At 68.8% G+C, this 15980-nt stretch carries 12 protein-coding genes; 3 read left to right on the top strand and 9 right to left on the bottom strand.

From position 1 onward, the window contains the following. Positions 1 to 12 precede the first annotated feature (12 nt). A complete protein-coding gene (locus tag AB8P05_RS11520) occupies positions 13 to 585 on the top strand; it encodes a hypothetical protein (RefSeq protein WP_455170938.1) in 573 nt (190 codons plus the stop codon). Between the two features lie 137 nt (positions 586 to 722). Here the strand turns inward: AB8P05_RS11520 and cobT are convergent, their stop codons facing one another. After that, complete coding sequence (gene cobT / locus AB8P05_RS11515; protein WP_472758035.1) at positions 723 to 1748, bottom strand: nicotinate-nucleotide--dimethylbenzimidazole phosphoribosyltransferase; 1026 nt, start codon at positions 1746 to 1748, stop codon at positions 723 to 725. A gap of 113 nt (positions 1749 to 1861) precedes the next feature. Next, a complete protein-coding gene (locus AB8P05_RS11510) occupies positions 1862 to 2908 on the bottom strand; it encodes a hypothetical protein (protein ID WP_472758034.1) in 1047 nt (348 codons plus the stop codon). Positions 2909 to 3133: 225 nt separating this feature from the next. On the opposite strand from AB8P05_RS11510, the gene AB8P05_RS11505 reads away from it, so the two are divergent. Both AB8P05_RS11505 and AB8P05_RS11500 read left to right on the top strand, forming a co-directional pair. Continuing rightward, positions 3134 to 4930 (top strand): acyl-CoA dehydrogenase, encoded by a 1797-nt coding sequence (locus AB8P05_RS11505; RefSeq protein ID WP_472758033.1) that lies wholly within the window; start codon positions 3134 to 3136, stop codon positions 4928 to 4930. Between the two features lie 482 nt (positions 4931 to 5412). Next, complete coding sequence (locus AB8P05_RS11500; RefSeq protein WP_472758032.1) at positions 5413 to 7245, top strand: tetratricopeptide repeat protein; 1833 nt, start codon at positions 5413 to 5415, stop codon at positions 7243 to 7245. Here AB8P05_RS11500 and AB8P05_RS11495 read toward each other — a convergent pair. The 7 genes from AB8P05_RS11495 to AB8P05_RS11465 form a co-directional block, all read right to left on the bottom strand. Beyond that, positions 7236 to 8552 carry a hydroxyacid-oxoacid transhydrogenase gene (locus AB8P05_RS11495; protein WP_472758031.1) on the bottom strand — a complete coding sequence of 439 codons (1317 nt, stop codon included), beginning with the start codon at positions 8550 to 8552 and terminating at the stop codon, positions 7236 to 7238. The genes AB8P05_RS11500 and AB8P05_RS11495 overlap by 10 nt on opposite strands. Beyond that, positions 8434 to 11427: a DUF2339 domain-containing protein gene (locus AB8P05_RS11490; protein WP_472758030.1), complete on the bottom strand. Its 2994-nt coding sequence runs from the start codon at positions 11425 to 11427 to the stop codon at positions 8434 to 8436. Before AB8P05_RS11490 ends, AB8P05_RS11495 begins: the two co-directional genes overlap by 119 nt. Before the next feature lie 115 nt (positions 11428 to 11542). Beyond that, a complete protein-coding gene (locus tag AB8P05_RS11485) occupies positions 11543 to 12283 on the bottom strand; it encodes a DUF72 domain-containing protein (protein WP_472758029.1) in 741 nt (246 codons plus the stop codon). A gap of 99 nt (positions 12284 to 12382) precedes the next feature. Beyond that, positions 12383 to 13090, bottom strand: coding sequence for a phosphatidylcholine synthase (gene pcsA / locus AB8P05_RS11480; protein ID WP_455170931.1), 708 nt, complete (start codon positions 13088 to 13090; stop codon positions 12383 to 12385). Positions 13091 to 13288: 198 nt separating this feature from the next. Continuing rightward, positions 13289 to 14614 (bottom strand): glycolate oxidase subunit GlcF, encoded by a 1326-nt coding sequence (glcF, locus tag AB8P05_RS11475; RefSeq protein WP_472758028.1) that lies wholly within the window; start codon positions 14612 to 14614, stop codon positions 13289 to 13291. 17 nt (positions 14615 to 14631) lie between these two features. Beyond that, positions 14632 to 14727, bottom strand: coding sequence for an FAD-linked oxidase C-terminal domain-containing protein (locus tag AB8P05_RS11470; protein WP_472758027.1), 96 nt, complete (start codon positions 14725 to 14727; stop codon positions 14632 to 14634). Beyond that, complete coding sequence (locus AB8P05_RS11465; RefSeq protein WP_472758026.1) at positions 14712 to 15980, bottom strand: FAD-binding protein; 1269 nt, start codon at positions 15978 to 15980, stop codon at positions 14712 to 14714. The genes AB8P05_RS11470 and AB8P05_RS11465 overlap by 16 nt, the downstream gene beginning before the upstream one ends.

The following is a 15980-nucleotide window of genomic DNA, read 5'->3' as shown; positions in this document are numbered from 1 at the left end:
AACCGGGACATCATGATGCCGCTGACCACCCCCGCCATCCTGTCCGCGCTGACCGGCGCCTGGCGGCTGGCCCGCTTCGACCGGACGGGGATGGAGTTCTTCGACCGCACGCCGGAAGGGGCGCTGAACTCCTTCTACGCGGCGCTTGTGGTGCTGCCGGCCTATGCGCTGCTTCTGGCGATCCGGCTGTGGGACCGGCTGGACGGCACCCCGGTGCTGCAGCTGGTGACGGTGGAGGGCATCGCCTATGTCGTCAGCTGGACGGCCTTCCCGCTCGCCCTGTTCCGCATTTCGGCGCTGATGGGCAAGGAGCAGCTCTATCCCGGCGCGCTGACCGCCTACAACTGGTCGGCGGTGGTGCAGATGGCGATCTACCTGCCGGCCATCGTGCTGTCGGCCAGCGGCCTGCTGCCGTCGGGAGTGTCCGAGGCGCTGGTCTTCGGCGTGATGATGGCGATGCTGACCTACCAGTGGTTCGTGCTGCGCACCGCCCTGTCGCTGTCGGGGCTGGCCGCCGCGGCGCTGGTGATGCTGGACCTGTTCCTGTCGGCGGCGATCAGCGATCTGGCGGACGGGATGTTGTGAGGTCCTGCTGAATTGCCCCCACCCTAACCCTCCCCGCTGGGCGGGGGAGGGGACAAGCGCTTTATCGGGAGAGAGGCGGCAGTCCCTCCCCGCCCAGCGGGGGAGGTTAGGTGGGGGTTTAACTTCCCACCCCCCCATCACCCCTGCGTGCTGACGCCCGCGTCGGCGAAGGTCGCCATGCCGGCGTGGCAGGCGACGGCGGACTTCACGATGTTGATCGCCAGCGCCGCACCGGAGCCCTCGCCCAGGCGCATGCCCAGGTCCAGCAGCGGCTCCTTGCCGATGGCCTGCATCAGGCGGGTGTGGCCCGGCTCGACCGAGCGGTGGGCGACCATGCAGTGGTCGAGCGCGCGGCGGTCGGCCTTGTAGAGCACGGCGGCGGCGGCGGTACAGGCGAAGCCGTCGAGCAGAACCGGCACGCGGGCGACGCGGGCGGCCAGGATGGCGCCGGCGATGGCGGCGAACTCATAGCCGCCGAGGCAGCGCAGCGCCTCGAACGGGTCGTCCTTGGCCTGCGGGTTGGCGGCGACACCGGCCTCCACCGCGGCGATCTTGCGAGCCAGCCCGGCGTCGTCGATGCCGGTGCCGCGGCCGGTCCAGTCGGCCGCCTCGCCGCCGAACATGGCGAGGCACATCGCCGCGGCCGAGGTCGAGTTGGCGATGCCCATCTCGCCCAGCGCCAGCAGCTGGACGCCCATCTCCACCGCCATCATGCCGTAGGCCATGGTGCGGCAGCATTCCTCCTCGCCCATGGCCGGGCCCTGGGTGAAGTCGGCGGTCGGGTTCTCCAGGTCCAGCTCGTAGACGCGCAGGTCGGCGTCGGCCACCTCGCACAACTGGTTGACCGCGGCGCCGCCGTTCTGGAAGTTGGCGACCATCTGCGCCGTCACCTCGGCCGGGAAGGCCGAGACGCCGCGGGCGGCCACGCCGTGGTTGCCGGCGAAGACGGCGACGCGCGGGCGGCGGACATCGGCCGGGTGCTCGCCCTGCCAGGTCGCCATCCACTGCGCGATCTCCTCCAGCCGGCCGAGCGAGCCCGCCGGCTTGGTCAGCTGCCGTTCGCGCTGGAGGGCCGCGGTGCCGGCCTCCAGGTCGGGGCCGGGCAGGTTGCGCACGAGCGCGCGGATTTCCTCGAAGGTGACGGCGGGCTGCTGGTTGCTCATGATCGGTCCTGAGGGGTGAGCGCCAAAAACGGCGCGACCTTGCACCCATCCGGCCGTCAAGTCAAAGCGCCAGCGTAGGGCATTTTGCCCCTCCGGCCGCCGGGCAGCCCCGCTCAGGCTGCCTTGGTGACGGCATCCGTTCCGGCGGCGCCCGCGCTGGCGGCGGCGACCGGCGTCGCCGATTCCGACCCGACGATCCGGCCGAGCCCCAGGCCGAAGCCCATGGCGACGCCGTTGCCCGCGGTCTGGTCGGTCCGCACCGGCTCCTCGCGCATGCGGCGGTTCTCCTTGTCGCGCAGGCGGGCCGGACGGCCGCTGATGCTGTCGACCTCGTCCGGCGTCTCCAGCGCGTTCAGCGCCAGCACCTGATAGATCGACAGCGGCGTGCCGTTCAGCGACTTGGCCGGGGCCATCGGCACCTGGGTGGTGAAGCCGTCCGGCATGTCCTGCTTGCGCACCGCGTCGGTCGCCGCCTGGGCCGGGGCGAAGCTGGCCAGCGGGTTCTCCGAGAATTTGGTGGCGAAGCGGTCGTAGATCTCCTTCAGCGTCTTCGCCTTGCCGGTGGCCTTGTCGTAGAAGACGTTCTTGTTGGCCGCCGCCGCCTCGGGGAAGACGTCGCGGGCGGTTCGGCCGGGATTCTCCTGCATCGCATTCAGGAACTTCGAGGCACCGCCGGCCCCCAGGAAATGGGCCATGTACAGCTCGGTCGAGCCGATCCTGCCGCGCACGGTCTCCTCCAGATACTCCTTGTTACCGCGGGTGTATTCCGCCGCCATCAGGGCCGACGCGGTCGGATCCTTGCGCAGCTCCAGGATCTCCTTCTTCATCTCCGGATCGGCGACATAGGGGCGGCCGTCGCTGCGGGTCTGGATGGCGTTGGCGTATTTGCCATAGCCGTGGTCGGCGCCATGCTCCTTCATCGTCTGCAGCCATGTGCTGTCGATGAACTGGTAGAGCCCGGTCGCCGACGAGGAGGAGGACTTTATGTCCGTGCGATAGCCGCTCTCCACGGCAGCTTTTTCCATGAGGTAGGAAAAATCGACCCCCGTCCTGGCGCTGGCATTGCGGACGGCAGCCTCCACATTGGCCGGGCCGCGGGATGCGCGGGCCTGCTGGGCGGCGGTGTCGCTGGGATTGCCGAGGGCGGATGCGTAGGTCATGGGTCGATCCCCGTGTGAAGGCCCCGATGGGAGGCGGACACAGCTATGCAGACGCCGTGCCAATCAGGCAGACGCCGTGCCAATCGGCTGGAGGCTTGATGCGGCCGCATGGCGGGCCTAGCCTTTTCCGACGCGGCATCCCGCCCTCTCGCCAAGCGCCATTCGATGCTGTATGTTAACCTATAGGTAAACCAAACAATCTTTCCCTGGGAGAACCGCCCCGCCATGACCTACACCGCTCCGGTCGACGATCTGCGCTTCGTCCTGAACGAGGTGGTGGGCCTCGACGCCATCGCCGCCCTGCCCCATTGCGACAGCGCCGCCCCCGATCTGGTCGACGCCATCCTGGAGGAAGCCGGCAAATTCGCCTCCGGCGTGCTCGCCCCGCTGAACCGGGTGGGCGACAAGGAAGGGGCGAAGCTGGAGAACGGCGTCGTCCGCACCGCCACCGGCTGGAAGGAGGCCTACGGCCAGTTCACCGAGGCCGGCTGGAACAGCCTGCCCTTCGAGCCGGACTATGGCGGGCAGGGCCTGCCCTGGACCGTCGCCTTCGCGGTGAACGAGATGTGGCAGGCCGCCAACCTGTCCTTCGGCCTGTGCCCGCTGCTGACCCAGGGTGCCGTCGACCTGCTGACCGAGCATGCGAGCGACGAGCAGAAGGCGGTCTATCTGTCGAAGATGATCTCCGGTGAATGGACCGGGACGATGAACCTGACCGAACCGCAGGCGGGCAGCGACCTTGCCGCGGTGCGGACCAAGGCGGTGCGGGCCGGCGACGGCAGCTATCGCATCACCGGCCAGAAGATCTTCATCACCTATGGCGAGCATGACCTGACGGAGAACATCGTCCATCTGGTTCTGGCCCGCCTGCCCGACGCCCCGGCCGGCATCAAGGGCATCAGCCTGTTCATCGTGCCGAAGTTCCTGCCCAACCCCGACGGCACGCCGGGTAAGCGCAACGACCTGCGCTGCGCCAGCCTGGAGCACAAGCTGGGCATCATGGCCAGCCCGACCGCTGTCATGGCCTATGGCGACGACGAGGGCGCCATCGGCTATCTCGTCGGCGAGGAGAACCGCGGCATCGAATACATGTTCACCATGATGAACAACGCCCGGCTCGGCGTCGGCATCCAGGGCGTGGCGATTGCCGAGCGCGCCTACCAGCAGGCCCGCGACTACGCCCGGAGCCGCGTGCAGAGCAAGGATCTGGCCGATCCCAAGGGCTCCGGCGTCGCCATCATCAAGCATCCCGACGTGCGCCGCATGCTGCTGGACATGCGCGCCAAGACGGAGGCGGCGCGGGCGCTGGCGCTCTATGCCGGCACGCAGTTGGACATCTCCCGCCACCACGAGGATCCGGCGGTGCGCGCTGCCGCCACGGCGCGGGTCGATGTGCTGACCCCCATCGTCAAGGCATGGTCGACCGACATCGGCTGCGAGGTAGCGTCCACCGGCGTGCAGATCCATGGCGGCATGGGCTTCATCGAGGAGACGGGTGCGGCCCAGCATTACCGCGACGCCCGCATCACCCCGATCTATGAGGGCACCAACGGCATCCACGGCAACGACCTGACCTTCCGCAAGACCGGCCGCGACAAGGGTGCGGCTGCCCGGGCCTTCGTCGCCGACATGCGGGCGACGGTGGAGGAGCTGGGTGCGGCCCCCGGCGACGACCTCGCGGTGATCCGGACCGAGCTGTCGGCCGGTCTGGACGCGCTGGACAAGGCCATCGACTGGATGGTCGCCACCCAGGCGGAGGGCGACCTGCAGGGGGCCGCGGCCGGTGCGGTGGCGTATCTGAAGCTGTGGGGCAGTGTGGCCGGCGGCTGGATGCTGGCGCGTTCGGCGATGAAGGCGATGGAGGGCATGCGCCAGCCGGGCGCCAACGCCTCCTTCCTGGAAAGCAAGCTGATCGTCGCGCGCTTCTACGCCGAGCAGGTGTTGGCGACCGCCCCCGCCCTGCTGCCGACCATCGCCAGCGCTCGCAACACGGTGATGGCGCTGAGCGAGGAACAGTTCTGAGGTTGGCACCCCGGTTTCGCGGGGGTGGATGGAACGTTTGAAACACCGTGAAACGGTTTTCCGGGCCCTGTTCACCTGTTCAACGCCGGCCGCGCGAGGGCGGAGGGGAACGGTGAACAGGGAGGAAGACCAGGCAACGGGGGACATGGGGACTCCGCACGGGCATAGGTTGTTATTCCTATAACGGCGTGGTGTTCCGGGCAACGTTTCACGGAAAATACGGCTGTCTCCCTCTCCCGCCCCGGGAGAGGGAAGGGGCCCGCCGCAAAGCGGTGGGAAGGGTGAGGGGTTAGGCACGAAGCCGTGCGGTTCGGGTTCCTTGCCCTACCCCTCACCCTCCCCACTTCGTGGGTCCCCTCCCTCTCCCGGGACGGGAGAGGGCGTTTGTCAGCGCGCCTGCACGCACGCAACACGCCTCGCTTGCGGGACGCTCCACTCACATGACACAATGCGCGCAATCCTCCCCCTGACTGCGCGCTGACATGACCGATACGCTTTCCATATTCGCCGGAACGATCTGGGCATGGCTCAATGCCGAGCAGAATGCGGGAGCCCTGTCCGCAGTGCTGTCCGTTCTGACGCTCACGGGCGGTGCGGGTGGCTGGCTTTGGCAGCGCAAGTCCAAGGCGCCCGCACCGGACCGGACTGGCGGTATCCACGTCAGCGCAAGCACCGGCGAAACGATGACCGGTAACACCATCACTATCAACATTGGCCTGACGCCGGAGCAGATCGCCGCCATCTTCGCGGGCGTGCGCGACCTGTCCCAAAGCTCCGAAGCGAAGGCCATCGCCGCCGCCGACCAGTTCGGCACGATCAGCCGGGAGGCGCTGACCTCTTTCTTCACCATCGTGCGGCATGAACCGGTTCCCCCCGAACAGCTCACTGCCAAACTGACCACCATCGCCCTGCAATACCGCGAGATAGTGGACCGTCTCATCGCGCTGGAGCAGGCAACAGAATCGGATGACCATCCTGTTCTCGCAAACGCTCGCGCTGCCGTTGTAAATGGCCAATACAACTGCGCAGAGGAACTCCTTGCCTCCTTCGAAGAAGAACAAGGCGCTGCACCCGCCAAGCCACAGGCCGATTCCCACGAAGTTGCCCGCCGCCAAGCTGCTATTCGCGCCGCGCGTGCCGTCCTAAGCGCCATGCGCTTGGATTACCGAACCGCCGCTGACCATCTTCTCGCCGCCGCAAACCTCTTGCCCGTTGGAGACATAGAGCAGCGTACCAGCTACCTCGCTGACTCCGCTGATTGCCTTCAACAATATGGGGAGGAACGGGGCAACAACAGCGCCCTGTATGCCGCGATTGCTCGTTACCGCGAAGCTCTACCGCCACGCAATAATTACCCTGCTCTTTGGACGCGCATTCAGAACAGTCTCGGATCTTCCCTTTCAATCCTCGGGAAACGTCAAGGGAACTCTACCAAATTGCAGGAGGCTGTAGATGCTTATTCTAACGCCCTATCCGAAATCACCCGCGACCACGCCCCCCTCGATTGGGCCGGAACTTTAAACAATCTGGCCGGCACTCTACTAGAGCTTGGGAAATACGAGAAGAACAATGCACGGATATTAGAAGCCATAAATATATACGATAAAGCGCTGCATGGAATTTCTCGCGATCACGATCCGCTACTTTGGGCAAAAATACAGAACAACCTTGGAAATTCACTCCAGATTCTTGGAAAACAAGAAGGTGATAACTCATTATTACGACGATCTGCGGACGCCTACGCCAATGCCTTGCTCGAAATCACCCGCAAGCGCGCTCCTCACGACTGGGCCATAACACAGAGTAACCTTGGGAGTGTCCTAACCACCCTCGGAAAGCGTGATGAGAATATTGGGCAGTTACAGGAGGCTGTGGGTGCTTTTGAAAATGCCTTGCTTGAACAGTCCCGCGACAAAGCGCCCCTTAAATGGGCCAGCACTCAAAACAATCTAGGAAACGCACTCCAAAGCCTCGGAACATATGAGGGCAACATTTCACAATTGCGACAAGCACTGGCCGCATACCGGAACGCTTTACTTGAGGTAACCCGTGACCGCGCGCCCCTCGCGTGGGCTGAGATAAAGAACAATATCGGCCAGTGCCTGCAAACTTTGGCCGCCTTGACTCATGACATGGACGCTGCCGAGCAGGCAATTGTCTCCCATGAAGCCGCACTTGAAGTGTTCACCGAGCTAAACTTATCTGATCGCATCGCCAATACGAACAAAAATCTTGCCGTGATCCGTGTGGTGCTTGCCACAATTACCGTCGTTACTAACCTCAAAAATCATTTGGACCCCGCCCCTCACCAGTAGCGCATCGCATCCGCGTACAGCCCGCGCAGGTCGTCCTCCGACACCGGGCGGGGGGCGATGGTCAGCAGGCGTTGCTGGGCGGCGGCACCCTTGACCAGCCCCGGAATGTCGGCCTCGCCATAGCCCAGCGCCGACAAGCCATTCGGCAACCCGGTTGCCCGCATCATCCCAATCAGCCGGGTCGCCAGCAGCTCGCCGCCATCCTCCGGCACAGCGCCGCGCATGTCCGCCCCCAGCGCCTCGGCGGCGCGCAGATGGGCTTCCGGCGCGGCGGAGCCGGTGAAGCGGAAGGCGGCGGGGGCGTTCAGGACCACCGAGATGCCGTGCGGCACCATCGGGTCCACCGTCTCGTAGCCCGTCGCGGTGAAGCTGTGGTTCATCCCCGCCACCGAATAGGACATGGCGTGCGGGATGTGGACGCCAGCGTTGCCGAAGGCGAGACCCGCCAGCGTCGCCGCGAACATCAGGGCGTCGCGGGCCTCGGCGCAGTCGGGGTCGTTGACCGCCCGTTCCAGCCATTGCCCGCCCAGCCGGATCGCCTGCAGGCTGCCGATGTCCGACCACGGGTTGGCGCCCTGGTAGGGCGGGCGGGCCGTCGGCGACTCAGGGCGCGGGCGCGAGCGGAAGGGGCGCGCGGTGTGGCTCTCGATGGCGTGGGTCAGCACGTCGAAGCCGGTGGCGGCGATGGCGCCGGGCGGCAGGCTGTCGATGGTGCGCGGATCGACGACGGCGAGGCTCGGCCGCAGGAAGCGCGACGAGATGCCGGTCTTCACCTGCTTTTCCACATGGTCGAAGATCGCCACGCCGGTGGTCTCGCTGCCGGTGCCGCAGGTGGTCGGGCAGGCGATGTGCGGCTTGACCGGGCCGGGCACCGGGATGCCCTCCCCCAGCGGCTTGTTGACGTAGGCGAGGAAGTCGGCCGGGTAGGTCGCGTAGAGATTCGCCGCCTTGGCGGTGTCGATCACCGATCCGCCGCCGATGGAGACATAGCCGTCGAAGCCGCCATCCCGCGCGAAATCGGCGGCGTCGAGGAAGGAGGCGCTGCTCGGCTCCACCCGGCAGCGGTCATAGACCACCGGATCGACGCCCGCCCGCTTCAGCGACTCCAGCGCCATCGCGAAGGGTGCGGTTGCAGCAACCCGCGGGTCGGTGAACAGCGCCACCCGCGTCATGCCCAGCGACAGCGCGTCACCGCCCAGCTCGGCCAGCATGCCGGGACCGAACTTCATCCGCGCCGCCTCGACGGTGAAGCCCTCCTCGCCGTCGGGAAGGATGGGATAGGCGTTGCCGTGCGTCTCGCGGTCCATCTGGCGCTGCTCCTCCGGTGGCGGGGGCCGGGTTCAGTCCCGGCCCATCCTTCACCGTATGGGAGCGTTCCCAGCCCGGCCTGTCAACGAGTCCGTTGGTCCAACAGATCATCCGTGGGCAGATCGTCGGCAGAGGAAGGCGGTTCCGGCTTCGGCTGCGGCGGGGTACCGGCGGCGGGGGGCGCAGAAGCCGCTGGTACAGCCAGCCGATGCCGACCAGCGAGACGCCGAGGCCGAGGAAGGAGGCGACGCGATACATCCCCTCCAGGTCCGACATGTCGCTGAGGAACACCTTGGCGACCACCGCCAGCACCAGCACCAGCCCGGCATGGCGCATCCAGCCCCAGCCGAAACGGATGCCCGCCACCAGCATCGCCACCGCGAACAGCAGGAAGCCGACCGAATAGGCGTACCATTCGGCGTCCGAGGTCTCGTAGCCGTTCAGGATCGGCCCCTGGAAGGCGCGGCGGATCTCCAGCGCAAGGTTGGTGGCGATCAGCAGCATCGGCAGGACCGGCGCGGCGCTCCGCAGGCTGCGCGACGGCGGCGGGTCGTACCAGAGATAGAGCAGCAGCAGGACGGCCGGCGCGCCATAGGCCAGAAGCAGCCGGTTGACCACCGGCCAGGTGCCGACCCATTCGAAGCTCCACAGCGGGTTCAGCGCCAGCAGATGCAGGAAGAAGGCGGTCGCGGCGGCCAGCAGGACCAGCAGGCGCCGGCCCCACACCGCCACCGGCCGCGCGCTCCACCGCCGGTCGGCGGCCAGCAGCAGGGCAAGCCCCAGCCAGGACAGGGTGTGCAGCGCCACCTCCGTCAGGCCGGACGGTTCCGCCTCCAGGCTGCCGGCCATCCAGCGATGGATGCCCAGCGACAGCATCAGGGTGGTGAAGATCAGGGCGCCGGCCTCCAGCACCATCACCACCAGATCGTCGCCTCTCCCGTCAGGCGCCGTCCGCATCAGGCGCGCCGCCACCAGGAAGCCCAGCGCCGGCAGGCCATAGCCGTAGGCGATCCAGGCATAGCCCTCGTAATCCAGCACATAGGGGTTGATCGCCAGCCGCACCAGCACGGCGACGGCCACCAGCAGGGCGACGCCGCGCAACTCGCGCAGGGTCATCCGCCGCTCCAGCCATGCCAGCACCGGCACCTGCATCGCCAGCGCCACGGTCAGCCATGCCTCCTGCAGGGTCATGGTGGCACCGAGCGCGATGGCGCCGCTCGCCCCGGCGGCGAAGGCGGCGAGGCCCAGCGCGGCTCCCGGCCGGTGGCGGTGGCGGGCCAGCGGCGTGGTGCCGGCGACCAGCAGGGCCGCCAGCCCCAGCGCCGCGGCCGGCCAGCCGATGGCGGTCTCCGGCGGCGTCACCAGGGCATAGGCCAGCGTCAGCAGCGCGAGCGGCACCAGCGCCGACAGGGAGGCCCACAGCGCCGCCCGCCGGGCGCCCCACAGGGCGGCGAAACCGCCGATGCCGAACAGCGCCGCGAAGCCGCCCGCCACCCACAGGAAGCGCGTGACCGCCGCCGGGTAGCCGGCCGGGTCGGCGACGATCAGCGGCTGCCCCTCTGCAGTCAGCGGCGGCGGGCTGGACGGGACATAGGGCAGGCTCCAGGGCGCCAGCGACAGCAGCACGGTCAATGCGGCGATCCAGGCGACGCCGGCGATCCGCTCGGTCCGCCGGCCGGCGGCCATGGCGAGAAGCGCGAACAGGGTCAGCACGGTCAGCGACACCGCGTCATGCCCGGCGCGCCAGGTGACGGCGGCGACCAGCAGGCCGAACAGCCGCATCGCCATCATCGCCAGCCGGTCGGCGGGATGGCGCTGCTTGCGCCGGATCCAGTCGGGCAGCGCCCTGCGCCAGCCGGTGGCGGGCGCCGGCTCAGCCAGCCGGTCCTCCGCGGTTCCGGGAACCACGCCGAGCACGGCCGGAACCAGGAACAGGGCGGAGGTCAGCAGCAGGTAGAGGCCGGTCGGCAGCGCGTCGCCGCGGCTCCACGGGTCGATCATCCACACCAGCGGCCAGAGCGCCGCACCGGCCAGCGCCCCCCAGCCGAGCCAGCGCCAGCGGCGATAGAGCACCACCGCCATGCCGGCCCCGTTCAGCGCCAGCAGATAGGCGAACAGGCCCCAGGCGTCCGGATTGTCGGACGGTATCAGAAGCGGGGTGACATAGCCGGCCAGCAGCCCCAGCGCAGCGATGAACGGCCCCTGCAGCAGCGACAGCCCGATGCCGACCAGCGACAAGGCCGCCAGCAGCGCGAAGGCGACCAGCGGAGCGAACAGGTCGAACAGGGCGAAGCCGCCATAGACGCTGGCGAAGGCGGTGAACAGGCCGGCGGCGGTCAGGGCCGGCGGCACGTAATCGGGGCGGAGCGCCGCGACGGCGCGCTGGGCCGGACGGCGGCGCAGCCATTCGCCGCCCACCATCAGGCCGAAACCGGCGAGCAGCCCAAGCGCCACCCGCACGCCGGGCCCGAGCCAGCCATGCTCCACCGACAGCTTGATGAAGAAGGCCGCGGCCAGCGCCATGGTGCCGCCGCCGAGCCAGATCAGCCAGCGCGAAGCCAGCGATTCCTCCAGCTCGCGCCAGCCCGCCCGCGGCGGGGCGGCGGGTTCCGGTGCCGCAGGCGGCGGGATCTCGTCCGGCGGGGGAGCGGCCTCGGCGGCAAGGACGGGTTCGGCGGCCTCCTGCGGCGGCGGTTCCTCCGTCGCCGCGGCCTCCGCCTCGACGGACGGGGATGCCTGCAGAGGGGCGGCGCCGGCCAATGCCTTGTCCAACCGGCCGCGCAGCGTGGCGATCTCCGCCTCCTGCGCCTTCAGCCGCCGGTCCAGCCGGTGGGTGATGAAGCCGAAGATCAGCAGTAGGACGACGAACTCCATAACCACACCACCTGCACGCAACCGCCCCGCCTGTCGGAGGCCTTTCGCGGCAGGATAGCCCTGCAACAATGCACTGTCTCGGGCGTGCCGGGGGGCCTCCGATAGGGAAATGCGCCTATGACCGGTCCCGCAGCCGCGCCATCGTCGCCAGCGCGTCGTCCAGGGCGTGGAAATCGGCGGTGTTGTCGAAGACGCACCAGACCGGCCGCAGCGCCGCCTCGGCCAGGAACCGCTCGGCCAGCATATCGAGAACAGCCGGCTCGTAGGCCGAGCGGTAGATCACCGGCGAGCCGTGCAGCCGCCAGTAGCGCAGCCCGTCCCAGCCGCCGGGCTCCCCCGCCCCCGGCACCGGCGCCGGATCGGCGGCGACGCGGGCGACGCGGTGGGCGACCAGCAGGGACTCGGCACCATCGGTGAACCAGGAGGCATGGCGCGGCTCGCACACCACGTCGCCGTCGAAGCGGGCGCGCAGGATCGCGAAGAACTCCTCCGCCACCGCACGGTCGAAGCGCAGGCTGGGCGGCAGTTGCACCAGCAGCGGGCCGAAGCGGTCGCCCAGCATCCCGGCCTCCGCCAGGAAGCGCTCCAGCGCGGCGTCGGCGCCCGCAAGCCGGGCCTCGTGGCTGATCGCCTTGGGCAGTTTCACCGCGAAGCGGAAGCCGGACGGGGTGGAGGCGGCCCAGCGCGCCCAGGTCTCCGGCTTGTGCGGACGGTAGAAGCTGCTGTTCACCTCCGTCATCGCCATGACGCGGGCGGTGCGCTCCAGATGCGTGCCGTCGGCGGGAAAGGCCGGGGCGGACAGCTTGGGAATGCTCCAGCCGGCGGTGCCGATCCGGATCGGATGAGCCGTGGCCAAGGCGGGATCCCCTCTGCTGCGCCGGACTTGCCCTTCTGGCAACGCCCGTCACGCACAGCGGTTCCCCGCCGCCCGGCCCACCTTCAGGATGTCAGGCGATCAGGGACCGCGCAGGGTCCGCCAGGCGCAGACGGCGGCGTAGTAGACGGAGGTCGCCAGCCACAGGCCGAACAGCCAGCCCGGACGCGCCGGCTCCAGCACCACCAGCGCGATGCAGCAGAGCAGCCACACCGTGGTCACGGCGATGTTCAGCGGCATCAGTGCCTTGACCCGGAACGGGTGCAGGAACTTGGCCGTGGTGAAGGTCAGCAGCCCCAGCGCAATCACCACCGCGGCATTGATCCAGGGGTTGAGGTCGAGCAGCCAGAGATAGAGGGCGACCACGTTCCAGATCGCCGGGAAGCCGACGAAATAATTGTCGCCGCTCTTCATCCCGACATTGGCGAAGCAATAGAGCGCGGTCAGCAGGATCCAGGCGGCGAGAGCGATGCTGACCAACCCGTCCGGCAGCAGGCCGAAGCGGTGGATGAACACCGCCGGCACCACGACGTAGGTCAGGTAGTCGATGACGAGGTCCAGCGCCGAGCCGTCGATGCCCGGCAGCACCTGCTTGACCGAGACGCGGCGGGCCAGCGTGCCGTCGACGCCGTCGACGACCAGCGCAATGCCCAGCCACATCAGGCACAGCTTGGCATCGCCCGCCGCCGCCGCCAGCAGGCCGAGCAGCCCCAGCACGGCGCCGCTGGCCGTGAAGATGTGCACGCCCCAGGCCGACAGGCGATGGGTGATTCCATAGCCGGCGCTCATGCCGATGTTTTCCGTGGGTGGCGAGGAGGACGGTGGCAAGGACAAGGCGATGACCTGAACGGAATGGGGGCTGGGACGGAAGGCGGTGAGGCGGCGGATCTTCTGACACAGATGGACGCAGATAAACACAGAATTGTGGGGGTACGAAACCCCCGGCTCCGCCCGCGCCGTCCGGCACCGCCGTCCCTGCCCCGCCTCTCAGGCCGCCCGCGCGCCGCCCTGCCGGAAAGCCGCCCGGCCGGCGAGCGCGTCGGGCATCGGTCCGCCGGTCGCCCAGTCCAGCAACTCCACCGTGTGGACCACCGGCAGGCCGGTGCCGGATGCGATCTGGGTGATGCAGCCGAGATTGCCGGCCGCCACCGCCTGCGGCTGGGTGCTTTCAATGGCCGCGACCTTGCGCGCGCGCAGTTCCCCCGCCAGTTCGGGCTGCAGCATGTTGTAGGTGCCGGCCGATCCGCAGCAGAGATGCGCGTCGGGGATCTCCTTCACTTTGAATCCGGCGGCGCGCAGCAGGGCGCGCGGCGGCTCCTTGATGCGCTGGCCGTGCTGCATGGAACAGGCGGAGTGGTAGGCGATGGCCTGCCCCGTCTCCACCACCGGGCGGGCCAGCCCGATCCCGTCCATCAGCTCGGTCACGTCCTTGGCGAGATCCGCCACCCGCGCCGCTTTGGCGGCATAGGCGGCGTCCTCGCGGAACATGTGGCCGTAATCCTTCACGCTGGTGCCGCAGCCCGACGCGTTGATGACGATGGCGTCCAGCCCCTCCCCCTCGATCTCCCTGGTCCAGGCGTCGATGGTCTTCTTCGCGGCGGCATGGGCGAGATCCTCCTTGCCCATGTGGTGCGTCAAGGCGCCGCAGCAGTCGGCACCCTTCGACACCACGACCTCGACGCCATGCCGGGTCAGCAGGCGGATGGTCGCCTCGTTGATCTGCGGGGCCAGCACCTGCTGGGCGCAGCCGATCAGCAGGGCGACGCGCTTCTTCCGAGGCCCCTCGGCCCGGTGTACGCCGGGCCGGTCGCTGTAGCTCGGCGCCGGGACGCTGGCCGGGGTCAGCGACAGCATGGCGGACAGCCGCTTGGGCAGCATGCCGCGGAAGGGCCGGCCGAGCGATGCGCCCAGCAAGGCCAGCCGGAACAGCCGCGGGTTGGGCAGAACCCGCGCGATCAGGTCGCGCACAGCCCGGTCGGCCGGCGGGCGGGTGTGGGTCGCCTCGATATGGGCGCGGGCGTGATCGACCAGATGCATGTAATGGACGCCCGACGGGCAGGTCGTCATGCAGGACAGGCAGGACAGGCAGCGGTCGATGTGCTTGACCGTGGTTTCGGGCGGCGGCCCGCCCTTCTCCAGCATGTCCTTGATCTGGTAGATGCGGCCGCGCGGGCTGTCCAGCTCGTCACCCAGGATGGTGTAGGTCGGACAGGTCGCGGTGCAGAAGCCGCAATGCACGCATTTGCGCAGGATCTGTTCCGAGTCGCGGATCGCGGCGTCGGCCAGCTGGGCCAGCGAGAAGTTCGTTTGCATCGAGATCGGTCTTCCCGTTACAGCCCCGCATACATGCGGCCGGGGTTGAGGATGCCCTTGGGATCGAAGCTCTCCTTGACCCGGCGGCTGAGCGCCATCAGCGGCTCGGGCAAGGGCTGGAACACGTCCGAAACGGCGCGCACCGCCTCCGGCGCCCGCACCAGCGTGGCATGGCCGCCAGCGGAGAGCGCCGCGCGGATGGTTGCGCCCGAGTCGGGTGGCGCCGCCAGCCAGACCAGCCCGCCGCCCCAGTCGTAGAACACCTCGACGTCGAGCGTGCGGCGGATGGCCTCGACGGTGGACGGGCCGGTCGAGGGGGGACGGAGAGTTTCCAGAGGTGGGTGTCGCTGCGGGTGCCCCCACCCCGACCCTCCCCCGCTGGGCGGGGAGGGAGTTGGGTGCAAGCGCGGCGGAGTCCCCTCCCCGCCCAGCTCTCGCACAAAGCTTTGCTTTGTGCTGACGCGGCAGGCGGACCGTAGGTCCGCTGAGAGCGGGGAGGGTTAGGGTGGGGGCAATCAGCGACCACCTCCCCGAACCCAACCCCATCCCTCACCTCGCGCCAGATCGCCAGCGACTCGTCGCGCCCCAGCACCGCGTCGGCCCGCAGCTCCTCGCGCAGCATGGTCACGCGCGCGGCGACCGACGGGCCGAAGCCCTCCAACCGCACCAGCGTCACCGCCCCGCCCGCCCCTGCCACGGCCGACACACCCGACCGCGCGGCAATCCCCGCCGGCAGATGGGCGGCGCCCGACACCTCGTAAGGGCTGCGCAGCGCCCGGTCGAGCATCGCCACCGCCGCCGAATCGTCCAGCCCGAACAGCAGCAGCGTCGCGGTGTCCTCGGGAGCCGGCAGCACCTTCACCGTGATCTCGGTCAGCGCGGTCAAAGTGCCGAAGGAGCCGGCCATCAGCTTGGGCACGTCATAGCCGGTGACGTTCTTCACCACCTTGCCGCCGCCCTTGTAGGCCTCGGCCCGGCCGCTGACCCCGGCGATCCCCAGCGTGTGGTCGCGGGCCGACCCCGCCGAGATGCGCCGCGGCCCGGCCAGCCCGCTGGCGACCAGGCCGCCGAGCGTCCCGCCCTCCGGCGGCTCGAAAGCCAGATGCTGTCCGCGTTCGGCCAACATGCTGCGGATCAGGCCCATCGGCGTGCCGGCAAGTGCTGTCAGCACCAGTTCCTCCGGCTCGTAGGCGATGATGCCGGACAGGCCGGACAGGTCGAGCGCGTGGCCGGCCTGCACCGGCCGCCCCAGCCCGCGGCGGCTGCCGCTGCCAAGAATTTCAAGTGGTTCGCCGGCCGACAGCGCCCAGCGCACCGCGTCGGCCGCCTGCACGGCGTTTTCCGGCTTCAAGGTGGTGATGGTCAT

The organism is Azospirillum sp. VT-I1 (genome assembly GCF_055698305.1).
Note: the sequence above shows the minus strand (reverse complement) of the source record. Positions and strands in the feature narration are given on the sequence as shown.

Coding starts and splice junctions, on each gene's coding strand:
- AB8P05_RS11520 (WP_455170938.1), top strand. CDS start 13: ATGATGCCGCTGACCACCCCCGCCATCCTGTCCGCGCTGACCGGCGCC.
- cobT (WP_472758035.1), bottom strand. CDS start 1,748: ATGAGCAACCAGCAGCCCGCCGTCACCTTCGAGGAAATCCGCGCGCTC.
- AB8P05_RS11510 (WP_472758034.1), bottom strand. CDS start 2,908: ATGACCTACGCATCCGCCCTCGGCAATCCCAGCGACACCGCCGCCCAG.
- AB8P05_RS11505 (WP_472758033.1), top strand. CDS start 3,134: ATGACCTACACCGCTCCGGTCGACGATCTGCGCTTCGTCCTGAACGAG.
- AB8P05_RS11500 (WP_472758032.1), top strand. CDS start 5,413: ATGACCGATACGCTTTCCATATTCGCCGGAACGATCTGGGCATGGCTC.
- AB8P05_RS11495 (WP_472758031.1), bottom strand. CDS start 8,552: ATGGACCGCGAGACGCACGGCAACGCCTATCCCATCCTTCCCGACGGC.
- AB8P05_RS11490 (WP_472758030.1), bottom strand. CDS start 11,427: ATGGAGTTCGTCGTCCTACTGCTGATCTTCGGCTTCATCACCCACCGG.
- pcsA (WP_455170931.1), bottom strand. CDS start 13,090: ATGAGCGCCGGCTATGGAATCACCCATCGCCTGTCGGCCTGGGGCGTG.
- glcF (WP_472758028.1), bottom strand. CDS start 14,614: ATGCAAACGAACTTCTCGCTGGCCCAGCTGGCCGACGCCGCGATCCGC.
- AB8P05_RS11465 (WP_472758026.1), bottom strand. CDS start 15,980: ATGACCATCACCACCTTGAAGCCGGAAAACGCCGTGCAGGCGGCCGAC.